Source organism: Psychrobacter sp. DAB_AL32B, from assembly GCF_002224105.1.
Taxonomy (GTDB): Bacteria; Pseudomonadota; Gammaproteobacteria; order Pseudomonadales; family Moraxellaceae; genus Psychrobacter.
Map to the genome: position 1 here is coordinate 26,799 of NZ_NEXU01000018.1, position 11,625 is coordinate 38,423.

Genomic DNA, 11,625 nt, shown 5'->3' on the forward strand with positions numbered 1-11,625 from the left:
GGCTGTGAGAATTGAATGATAGGCTAAAACTATCTTAACAATAAGCTGTGAAAAATATCAAATAAAAGTAATGGTTAAAATTACTAAGCAATAAATGGTCATAAATAGATGGACATAAATTATCTGTGCTGATGAATATAAGTAGCACTGTATAATTAAATCGTAAATAAAAACTAATGATCCATACCTGACCATAACCAAGATACTACTACTAAGGAATATCATGAAAAAACTATTGGGGAAGGGGCTGTTGCCTCTATTGATAAAAAGCGCTAGCGTGGCTGCAGTCGTTGCCGCTGCCAGCACGATGAGTATTAGTGCGCAAGCCGCAGACATGACGGAATCTTTAGTACAAAATTACGCCGCCGCTATGAAAGCATCAGCCAATAGCCAGAACATCAATCAGATAGCGCGCTTAGTGTCTGACGATGCATTGATTTCAATGTCAAGAAAAGGCAAATCTACTAGCTTAGATAAAGATGCTTATCTAAAATTACTCCAGAATAGTTGGAGCAATACCTCGAATTATCGCTATGATATCAGTGTTGATAATATTGTAATTACGGGCTCACAAGCAAAAGCCAATGTGACGACCAATGAGAGCTGGGTAAAAGATGGTCAAAGAGTCTCGTTTGTCACCACCTCGAGAGTGACATTGACTTTATCTACTGGTAACGCGGTACTTTTACGCGCCGTCTCACAAGTGGCTATTAACTAATGAGATTAATAGCTACTAACTAATGGCTATCAAATCACGGTTGATTGGCCACCATGAACCGCGTTGCTTAAGTATCATTGCTTAAACATCATTACTGAATAAAGTAGGTTAACAACAAAGATCTTTCGTCACCAAAAGATACGGCAGATTGGATTTTGTGCATTATCTTTTATATTGGGCTGGTCTTTGTTTGATATTGCGTACTATACTGTCAATCAACTTTATTTTATCACTTCTTGTTGTTAGGAAACTTCCACTATCATGTCTACTGTGTCATCAAACTATCGCTCATTCATTGCTTTACCACTGACGCTTGCGGTGTCGACTTTACTTATCAGTGCTTGTAGTAATACAACAGCGGTGAAAAATACAGGTGCGACCGGCAGCTCAGCTGTGATTACGAAGCGTCCTACCAATCAAGCTGCTAAGCCAACGACTAACGCTGACTATTCAACGGCGTTCTTAGATGCCGAAAGCTTAGATGAGCTGGCTGATTTATTAGAAGCCACCGACATGACGATGGTTGAAGGCAATAAACTTGCGATTCAACAATATGGTGACTTGTGGAATCGCCTCCGTGCGGGCTATCGCATGAACGGTGGGCAACCGGTTTATAATCAGCGTATTGAAGCACAAAAAGGCTGGTTTACCAGTAGACAAGACTATCTAAACCGTTTAACGGCGCGTGCCAGTCGCTATATTTATCACACCGTACGAGAAGCTGAACGCCGTAATATCCCAACTGAGCTGGCTTTGCTACCTGTTATTGAAAGTTCCTACGATCCAAGTGGTACAAGTAGTGCAGCAGCGGCAGGCTTATGGCAGTTTATTCCCAGTACTGGACGTATTTATGGTCTAAATCAAAGTAGTACTTACGATGGTCGCCGTGATGTGATCGAATCAACGCGTGCCGCTTATGACTTTTTGACGGCATTGCACAATCAGTTTGGTAGTTGGGAATTGGCATTGGCCGCTTATAATGCGGGGCCCGGTCGTGTGCAAAAGGCCATTGACGCCAATAGAGCTCAAGGCTTACCAACCGACTACTGGTCACTAAGATTGCCCACTGAAACCATGAACTATGTGCCGCGCTTTTTGGCAGTTGCCGAAATCGTCGCCAAACCTGAGCAATATGGTGTCTACCTACCGGCTATCGCTAACCGCCAACATTTCCGTAGTGTGCCAGTTAATTATGGCGTGAGCTTAGCTGAAGTATCACAAGTGACCGGTGTTAGCTACGACGAATTAGAAAGACTAAATACGGCGCTGACCTCAGCACGTATCGATTCATCAGGTCCGCAGCGTATTATTATTCCTAATGATATCAGTCTCTCTACTGACGCTAAGCTCAGCGCCTTAAGAGGGAATGGCAGTAGTAATGTCATTGCTTCTAGTAACGCTAGCAGCAACACAACGCCAAGCTATTCAGGAACTACGACGCCAAGCTATAACAATAAGCCCTATACTGGCAGCACCTCATTACCCTCTACCGGTAGTGCCCTTGCTGATTATGCTGCCAGCGCCAGTGTACCGCAGCAGACCACAAGTTATATCTCACCAACTGCATCACCGACGAGTAGCTCTGTTTATAGCGGCAATGCATCAGTTCGGACTGAGCCACCGCTAACATCAGCAGAAACGAATAAAATTAATGCTGAGCTAAAAAGCAGTAACAGCTTACCGACCACATCGGCGCAAATTACCCAGAACAATACCATCACTCAAGAGCCGCCGTTAAGTAAGGCAGAGCGTGATTTTATTGCCAGTCAAATTCGGATTAATACGCCTGAAACCAATGTCATTAACGCGGATGGTAATATCAATCTATCGGCAGTACAGACGCAACAGTCTGTCTTAGAAGCCACGGGAAAAGAGAAGAAACTGAGCTTTCCAAAAACCTCAGTCAGTAAACCAAAACCTCAAGGCACACGTACCACTTATACGGTCAAACGTGGTGATACTTTAGCTAATATTGCCAGTCGCTCTGGTGTAAGCTGGCGCGATATTGCTGAATGGAACCAGATGGATGCCAGTGCCAAGCTGCTGTCTGGCAGTACCTTATATTTATATAATGCCAAAACTATCGAGCCGTTAAGCACGGCTAAAAGCACCATAGCAAGCCAGCCTGAAAGCTATGTGGTACAAGGTGGTGATACCTTAATAGGCACTGCCAATCGCTTTGATTTATCAGTGACCCAGCTTGCAACCTATAATAACTTGAGCAGTAGAGCTGACTTGCTACGCGGTCAAAAATTATGGCTTGTCCCTGGTAAAGTAACCGCACCAGTCAGCACACCGGCTGCACCATCGACTAAACCAAGTAAGACATCGACTGCGACCAAAAACTATAAAGTAAAAGCAGGCGATGGTTTGATTGCGCTCGCCCGCCAATTTAATGTATCAACCGAGACGTTGGCCAGCTTAAATAACATTGGTACGACGGATTCATTGTATGTCGGTCAAACATTGAAAGTGCCTGCCAGTGTTGACTTTACATCTGTGAGTAGTACGCCTAGTAGTACAACGAATAATACTAGCAATAGCAGTAAAGCCAGTGGTTCAAGCTCAGTGCCAACGACCAATTATAAAGTCAAATCAGGGGATACTTTAATTGGCATTGCTAATAGCATTGGCGTTAGCGCCGAAGAAATTGCTGCCGTAAACAGTAACTTTGATGCAAAGGCTCGCTTACAACGTGGACAAACGATTAAAGTGCCAGTATCTAAAGAGTTGGTGGATCGTCAGCTCAATGATGAAGCGGTCAGCTACAAGGTTAAATCAGGTGATACCTTAACGGCTGTCGCCCAACGCTACAATATTGGTTTGAGTGATTTGGCAACAGCGAATAATTTAAAAACCAATTCTAATTTGATACTTGGTCGTACGATTACCATTCCTGCTAAAGGTAGCGTCAGTAGTTCTAGTAACAGCAGTGCTGCTACCAGTACCAACAGCAAGAGTAACAGTGCTGCTAATGCAGAGACAAAAAGTAGTACCAATACGTCGACTGCCAATAGCAGTAGCGGCAAAAAGCTTGGCAACACAGAGAGTTACAAAGTTCAGTCTGGTGATGGACTCATTGTGCTAGCCCGTCGTTTTGGTGTTTCAGTAGAGGATTTAGCTGCCACCAATAACATGGCAACTGGTGCACAATTACAGCGTGGGCAGACGATTAAAGTACCGAAAGTAACGGTCAGCTATACCGTTGGGTCAGGAGATAGCTTGATTGGACTGGCACGTAAATATGGCGTGTCAACCAAAGAGCTTGCTGATATGAATAACATTGCAGTGGATACGATGCTGCAACGCGGTCAACGCCTCACGGTACCTAATCGCTAAGCTAGCTATATTTTTATAAACGTTATGCATTAAAAAAGCTGCTCTTGTCAAAGAGCATCTTTTTATTTGGCTATCTATATATTTAGAAATTTTTAGTTAACTGCTTTTAAGTAAAAATGTTCAAATGAAAGCGGTCATTAGACAGTGGTGGTCTTAATCGTCTCAAGATAACTTCTGATGTTAGTCACATAATGCATCGCTTGACCATAGCGGCTGTTCGAAGCTTTGTTTTCAGATAAATAGGCATATATATTTGCCCAACTTTTATCATTGATACCATTAGCACTCAACTTACGCTGGATGCCTTTGACGGCATTTGGACCCATGTTATACGCGGCTAGCGCAAACCAAAGCCGGTCTGTTTTTGGTACATCAGCAAAATCAGTCTTCATCTGCTCCAAGTAACGAGCGCCGCCACCGATACTTTGGTAAGGGTCAACGCGGTCTGAGACGCCCATTGCTTTAGCCGTATTATTGGTCAACATCATGATACCGCGTACGCCTGTTGGCGAGACGGCATTGGCATCTAAATGTGATTCTTGATAGCCCATCGCAACCAGCAATTCCCAATCATGATTGTAGGTACGTGCTTGTTCTTCAAATGAAGACTGATAATCTGGCAGCTTTTCTGTCAGGGTCTTTTTAAAGTGGTCTTGACTATAGGCATCTTTTAGCAAGTCTTGATTATAAAAAGCAGCTAGCTTCTGCGTATTTTCGAGCTTGATGCTATCACATAAAAAGTAACTGGCTTTTTGTGATAATGGGTCGTTGGCTGAATTGAAGGTCCAGCTCACTTTAGGGTGTAAGCCATTTTTGGTCAAACTGGCGTCATAACCACAGCTGACATTGACAGAGGATAAATTAAGCTGGCTTTTTAATTGTGTACTGGCAGTGGTCAGTGCCATATCGGCATCGCCTGATTGTAATGCTCTGAGCGCCGCTTCTTCATCAGCATAAGCTTTGAGGGTAACTTTTACCCCGAGCTGATCAGCATAGTTACGCACTAAGTCGTAACCAAAGCCATGTTGGAAGCCGTCAGTCGCAAAATACGTGCTGTCACCTGGAACAGCAGCAATGGTCAAGGTATTCTCCAGCATGACATGATCATAGGCTGGTACTTGCGTATGTATCGTCGTCAAACTCTCAGCAGGGAGAGAGAGAAGGGCAATACTAGATATTTGCGCCAATTTTTTGGTTTTGGTAAAACGAGTTACTTTAATAGGTGTAACAAATGGAACGATGTTACTTTTGGTGCTCAGTAAGCGTTTAGATGGACGCAGTATATATGAGATACGGCGTTTGGCCCCTCGCGCAGATACTTTCACACGATAAGTAATACGCTGCATGGATGTCTCCTAATTTTAGCCATCCTGCTTATCGTAAAAATGCACATACATTTATAGTCACTCTATGCTGATCTATTGAGTATAAATGTATGTGTACTTTAGATGCTAAGGCACTTATTAAACGCATAAGTGCCATATCACCTTGTTTAAATATAGCGCCGCTAACATAAATCTTATAAAGGTAGCGGTAATATTATCTCTCAGTCATCTATTAACGTGCTATCAATCTAGTTTTGAGACATTTCTCTTAAAACTTTCATTTTAAAAAATAGTTCTCAAAAACCAGAACGCACAATACCATGAAGGATATAAATCAGATGATTCCTTCATCGCTGATAGAGTTGACCAAGTATTAAACGACTATAGTAAACATAGATAAGGTCATGAATAAGTCATTAAGACAAAAACGTAGTTAAGTGGTTGGTGTGCTAATGTTATCAACCTGTGCTACGCTGATATTAAGCACTATCTACTCTTTAAATAATTTGTAGTAGAGTAAATAGCGCCCAATATCGCTTGTCCAGCAATAAGGCTAAGCAAATCACCGTATTTAATAGTTATTAGAAACACACTATCAAATCAGTGGTGCTTTAACGTATTGCAACACTAAAAAAAGGAATACCGTACTGCTAAAAATATATTGTGCAGACATAGTATTCGCAGTGGCAGCCATCTAAAATCTCATCAATTCAACAGAATAATGAGTTTTTAGATAGTCACTATTATTTCAGCGCCATAACCGGAAGCTATAATAAATGGGAAGTCTCATGACAAGACGTTCTTTCTTCAGGTGCTAATATGCGGATATTTATTATATTATTCAAGTGGAGTTAATAGAATAGCGATAAAACTTAACAATCAAGCTACAGACGGTTAAAAACAGCTCCATTTTGGGTGTTCTGTAAATGAGCGCTGATACATTCAAGTCAGCATAAAATAAATATCTGTGTGATTAAGCAGGGTTATCAATATCCACAAAAGTCACAGGCAGTCCAAACTGCTGAGCAATGATATTGCCTAATGCTTCAATGCCACCGCATTCTGTCGCATGATGTCCACAGGCAAAATAGTCAATCCCAAGCTCACGAGCAATATGGGTGGTACGTTCTGATATTTCACCAGAAATAAATGCATCACAGCCCATCAATGCTGCTTGCTCAATCATATCTTGTGCGCCGCCCGTACAGATGCCTACCCGTTCAATCAGTCTATTATTTTCTCCATCGTCCTTAGTGTTCGTCGAGATTTTATAATCCGCAGAAATATGTAATGGCATACGCCCCAATGCTTGCGTAATCTGAGCGATAAGACTTTGAGCATTCTGCGGTGTGCAAATGGCAATATTGCCAACGGGGTGTGTTTCAGCAGGATAAAGTGCCCCGATGATGGTCATGTCTAATGACTCAGCCAGTTTAGCGTTGTTGCCAATGACAGGGTGGGCATCGAGCGGTAAGTGATAGCCAATCAAAGAGATGCCATGTTGCATCAGTTTACGGATACGTTGACCTTTCATGCCAGTGAGGGGCGCAGATTCGCCTTTCCAAAAATAACCGTGATGTACCATAATGGCATTGGCATTATCGGCAATAGCGGCATCAATCAATGCTTCACATGCAGTCACACCAGTGATGATGCGCTGAATAGGTTGCCCGCCATCTACTTGTAAGCCATTGGGTGCATAATCTTTAAAAGCATCCGCTGATAAGTAATCGTCACAAAATTTGCTTAAGGATTGTGCGGTAATCGTTGTATTTGATGATTTGGTTAAGATATCGTGCGCGCTCATGGCATTCCCTTATAACGGTTTCAGTAGCTCAAGTATTTATAAAACATAGATAATTTTTCATAATAGCCATTTTAACATGATGTGATAAAAGAGTAGATAAGCTCAATAACTGAAACGGTACACGATGCGTTACTATTCGGCTGTTTTGCCAGTTATAATTCGCATACCTGAGCCTGTATGATTGATAGCGTTTAACGCATCTTATCTTGCTAATAGCACATGATTGGTAAGAGCTGTTTGACTTTGTTTATCATTAACTGTTTTTACAAAAATTTATAGAGGTTTTTATATGTCGTCATCTCGGAATGCCAACAACAAGGCTGGTCTGTCAAAGTGGTTACCTTGGATTTTGTTGCTAATAATGATTGCAGCATTTGTCTGGTTGTTTGCGAGTATGAAGATGGCATCAGAGGCAGAGTGGGAACCGCCGAGGACCACACCTGCTGAGCAACAAGCCTCTGCACCTGTGGGAGATACAGCAACAGCTATCTCTTCTTATCATAATGGCGTTGCTCGTGCATCGCAATCAGTCGTCAACATCTATACCACCCAAACGATGGCAGAACATCCTTATATGAATGATCCGGTTTTGCGCCGGTTTTTTGAGTTCCATGGTGGACCGTCAGAAGAACAGGGCAATACCAACTTGGGCTCTGGCGTAATCGTCTCAGAAGACGGTTATATCGTGACCAATGCGCATGTACTTGAAAAGGCAGATGAGATTACCGTTGCTTTTAATGATGGTCGCAAGAGCCGTGCTCAACTGATTGGTACGGATCCAGACAGTGATTTGGCGGTGATTAAAGTGGATATGAAAGGACTAACGCCATTGGGATTCCGTAAAGAACCTATTCGTGTTGGGGATGTGGCCTTAGCGATTGGTAATCCGTTCGGTGTGGGTCAAACGGTCACTCAAGGTATTATTTCAGCGACTGGACGTACAGGGCTCGGTGTGAATAAGTTTGAAGACTTTATTCAAACCGATGCGGCTATCAATCCCGGTAACTCAGGTGGAGCGCTGGTTGATGCTCACGGTGAGCTGGTTGGTATCAATACGGCTATTTATTCACGCTCTGGCGGTTCTATGGGTATTGGCTTTGCCATTCCTACTGCTATCGTTGAGCAAGTGATGAATGCACTTATTAAAGATGGTAAGGTCAGTCGTGGTTGGCTCGGTATCGAGATACAGTCACAACTGCGAGATCCTACGCAGCTTGAAACTTCCACGGGTGTAGAAGTTCTCAACGTTGTTCCTAAGAGTCCAGCGGCTAAGAGTGGTCTGCGCGTTGGTGATATTATTCTTACGATTGATGGCGTTGAGATGACTGATGCCAATACTTTAATTCAGTATGTCGCTCGCAAAGCACCCAATACCACGCTCTTTGCTCAAATCTTACGTCAAGGTAAAAATGCGCAAGTGAAGATATTGTTAGAGGAGCGTCCAGTAGAGGAACCTACAACAGTTCCCGTTGTCATCCAAGATGAGATGCTTGGTGGTAATCAGCAGCCAAGCTTACAAGGTCCAGAACAGGATGTCCCGATGATGTCAGAAGCAGAGCGTGACCGTATGCGTGAAGAGCTTTTAGAGTTATTTGAAAGGGATGGTGCGCCTTTATAGAGCAAGTCTACTGCCTACTATCTGATATTTAATACTGATATAGTCAGTTAAATATAAAAGAGGTACGTTAAAAATAGATTTATGCTGGGATAAATTTTCCTCGCTTGCTGTGCGCTTCGCACTGCAGAGGCTTCGAAAAATTTATCCCAGCAGCACTGTATTCTTCTTAAATTAAATCGACTATATAAAAAAGCGCGCTATCTTTAAGACAGCGCGCTTTTTTTATTAATTTTTAATTGGCTTAAAGACTACTTTTCAATAGAGTCATGACTAATATAAATCACCCCTTGTACTCTACAACAGCAGGGCAGGATTTCATCTTCTTCAATCATGGCTAATGGTTCAAACGGATAATCAATGACATGTGAGCTGGCGATACGCTTTATCCGGCAACTGCCACAATAGCCTTCCTTACATTGATAATTGACATCATGTCCGGTGCGCAGCAATCCATCAAGCAGACTTTCATCATCATGCAAGTAAAATTGCTTCTTACTCGTCATTACCCAAGTCATAGTTTTTACCCTGTCCATTTCCCTATCGTTTTGTACTGTCTAAACGCCGTTCTCTCAAAAATCATTCTCTAAAGCTCTAAAGTTCAAAGTCATCAAAGTCGCTGTCTGATAAGTCTGAGTCAATTTGACCGACCAAGTACGAGCTGATTTCAGTTTCTTGTGGTGCAACTTGCACGTTATCAGAAGACAACCACGTATTAATCCACGGAATAGGGTTTGATTTAGAATTTGGGAAGGCGACTGGTAAGCCAACCGCTTCCATACGTAAGTTGGTGATATATTCGATATATTGGCAAAGGATGTCTTTATTGAGACCAATCATTGAGCCATCTTTGAATAAATAACCTGCCCATTCTTTTTCTTGCTCGGCGGCCTTACGGAAGATCTCGATACTTTGCTCATAGCACTCACTGGCAATCTCTACCATCTCGGGATCGTCACGACCGTTACGCATCAGGTTAAGAATATGCTGCGTACCGGTTAAATGTAGCGCCTCATCACGAGCGATTAGCTTAATAATCTTGGCATTACCTTCCATCAGCTTGCGTTCAGCAAAGGCAAACGAGCAAGCAAACGACACATAAAAGCGTATAGCTTCTAGCACGTTGACCGCCATCAAGCACAAATAAAGCTGCTTTTTCAGTGATTTTAAACTAACGGTCACTTCTTTGCCATTAATGGTATGCGTGCCAGCACCGTGCATATTGTAAAGCTGTGAATCATAGTACAAGTCATCGTAGTACTTAGCGATATCAGACGCACGCTCTAAAATGTGCTCGTTTTGCATGATGTCATCAAACACAATACCGGGATCATTGACGATATTACGAATGATATGGGTGTAGCTGCGTGAGTGAATGGTCTCAGAAAACGTCCACGTCTCAATCCATGTTTCAAGCTCAGGAATAGACACCAATGGCAATAACACAACGTTTGGGCTACGACCTTGGATAGAATCGAGTAGCGTCTGATATTTCAGGTTACTAATAAAAATATGCTGCTCATGTGACGATAGATTGCCGTAGTCAATGCGGTCGCGTGAGACATCGACTTCTTCTGGACGCCAAAAGAACGATAGCTGTTTTTCAATCAGCTGCTCAAAGATAGGGTGCTTTTGCTGGTCATAACGCGCCACGTTGACTGGCTGACCGAAGAACATCGGCTCTTTTAAAGCATTGTTTGGTGTTTGGCAAAAAATTGAGTAAGTCATCGTTCTACCTTTATAAGTGATACAGTTTATTAATCTAAAAGTTTGATATGCTGTTTTTAAAAATACGGCTTTAAAAACATCAGCAAAAATACGTTATAGGCTCTCTATTATAAGTTCTCTAAAGATATTTGTATTGGCACTTGTCCATCATTCATATAAGCTTTAAATATCTCGCTAAGCTCGACATCATCTAAGCCTTCTAGCTCATCGACGGCACTCTTGCGCAGTGTCTCCAAATCAACGTCTAACGGTTCTTTTTTCGTTGGCTTCTTTACTGATTTTTTTGGCTCTTTTGCTGCTTGCTTAAGTACTTCTTTCTTTGGTGCTTCGTGCACGCTTAACTGCTGCCGAGCGTCTTCGATGTCGACTGTGACTTGGACGATGTAGGATTGACCATCGTTTAGGTCTGAAAATACGTTAGGGATAAACAAACCACCGTCTTTGATGATTGCGGTATATTGCACGTCTATGACCTCCGTCATTTTTATTCTGTCTGTGTTTCAATTATGGTTGGCGTGTCGTCAGACTGTCATATATTTTGTTATTTTCTCTTTTGCCTACTGCTAGCACATAAACCACGACGACGTCATCTTTGACGGTATACACCAGACGATAGCCTATGGTGCGTAGTTTGATTTTATAGGCATCCGTATGTCCTGAGAGTTTTGAAGCAGGAACACGCGGGTTTAATAAGCGCTGCTGTAACTTTTTCTTAAACTGCTGCTGAATACTGGGCGCTAACTTTTTCCATTCTTTCAACGCTAAAGGATGAAACTCAAGATTATAAGTCATCCAAACTTACCTTTATAGGTACTTGCCCGTCATTCATTCGTGCGCTAACCGTTTGGCTTAATGCCATATCGTCCATCGCTTCCATCATGCGCTCATACATGTCTGTTGAAACCAAGTAAGCCACAGGTTTATTGTGGTTTAAAATAGCAATAGACTCACCATCTGACTGTTTAATTAGTGCCGAAGGGTTGGTCTTTAACTCTGAGATACTGGCTGTCTGTGTCGCAAATATTGGTTGCACGATTCATTCTCCGTTAAAACTACGCTCTAAATATAGGGCTAATTTTAGCACGAAAATTAG

The 11,625-nt window shown here is 42.4% G+C and carries 10 protein-coding genes; 3 read left to right on the forward strand and 7 right to left on the reverse strand.

Annotated elements, in window-relative coordinates:
* Window positions 1-223 precede the first annotated feature (223 nt).
* The gene (locus CAN34_RS02540) at window positions 224-718 is read left to right on the forward strand and encodes a hypothetical protein (protein ID WP_089554305.1); all 495 of its coding nucleotides are present in this window, start codon (window positions 224-226) and stop codon (window positions 716-718) included.
* A 261-nt stretch (window positions 719-979) separates the two neighbouring features.
* The gene (locus CAN34_RS02545; protein ID WP_089554306.1) at window positions 980-4,057 is read left to right on the forward strand and encodes a LysM peptidoglycan-binding domain-containing protein; all 3,078 of its coding nucleotides are present in this window, start codon (window positions 980-982) and stop codon (window positions 4,055-4,057) included.
* A gap of 137 nt (window positions 4,058-4,194) precedes the next feature.
* Here CAN34_RS02545 and CAN34_RS02550 read toward each other — a convergent pair whose 3' ends face one another.
* Together CAN34_RS02550 and CAN34_RS02555 are read right to left on the reverse strand one after the other, a co-directional pair.
* A complete protein-coding gene (locus tag CAN34_RS02550; protein WP_089554307.1) occupies window positions 4,195-5,403 on the reverse strand; it encodes a transglycosylase SLT domain-containing protein in 1,209 nt (402 codons plus the stop codon).
* Window positions 5,404-6,355: 952 nt separating this feature from the next.
* Window positions 6,356-7,189: a Nif3-like dinuclear metal center hexameric protein gene (locus CAN34_RS02555; RefSeq protein WP_089554308.1), complete on the reverse strand. Its 834-nt coding sequence runs from the start codon at window positions 7,187-7,189 to the stop codon at window positions 6,356-6,358.
* Between the two features lie 289 nt (window positions 7,190-7,478).
* Between CAN34_RS02555 and CAN34_RS02560 the strand changes: the two genes are divergently transcribed.
* Window positions 7,479-8,807 (forward strand): S1C family serine protease, encoded by a 1,329-nt coding sequence (locus CAN34_RS02560; protein WP_089554309.1) that lies wholly within the window; start codon window positions 7,479-7,481, stop codon window positions 8,805-8,807.
* A gap of 248 nt (window positions 8,808-9,055) precedes the next feature.
* Here the strand turns inward: CAN34_RS02560 and yfaE are convergent, their stop codons facing one another.
* The 5 genes from yfaE to CAN34_RS02585 form a co-directional block, all read right to left on the reverse strand.
* Window positions 9,056-9,322 (reverse strand): class I ribonucleotide reductase maintenance protein YfaE, encoded by a 267-nt coding sequence (gene yfaE / locus CAN34_RS02565; protein WP_089554310.1) that lies wholly within the window; start codon window positions 9,320-9,322, stop codon window positions 9,056-9,058.
* 76 nt (window positions 9,323-9,398) lie between these two features.
* Entirely contained in the window at window positions 9,399-10,532 is a 1,134-nt protein-coding gene (gene nrdB, locus CAN34_RS02570; protein ID WP_089554311.1) for a class Ia ribonucleoside-diphosphate reductase subunit beta, read from the reverse strand.
* Window positions 10,533-10,639: 107 nt separating this feature from the next.
* Window positions 10,640-10,996 (reverse strand): hypothetical protein, encoded by a 357-nt coding sequence (locus CAN34_RS02575; RefSeq protein ID WP_089554334.1) that lies wholly within the window; start codon window positions 10,994-10,996, stop codon window positions 10,640-10,642.
* Window positions 10,997-11,036: 40 nt separating this feature from the next.
* Complete coding sequence (locus tag CAN34_RS02580; RefSeq protein WP_089554312.1) at window positions 11,037-11,324, reverse strand: type II toxin-antitoxin system RelE/ParE family toxin; 288 nt, start codon at window positions 11,322-11,324, stop codon at window positions 11,037-11,039.
* Window positions 11,314-11,565, reverse strand: coding sequence for a type II toxin-antitoxin system Phd/YefM family antitoxin (locus CAN34_RS02585; protein ID WP_089554313.1), 252 nt, complete (start codon window positions 11,563-11,565; stop codon window positions 11,314-11,316). The genes CAN34_RS02580 and CAN34_RS02585 overlap by 11 nt, the downstream gene beginning before the upstream one ends.
* Window positions 11,566-11,625: the final 60 nt, after the last annotated feature.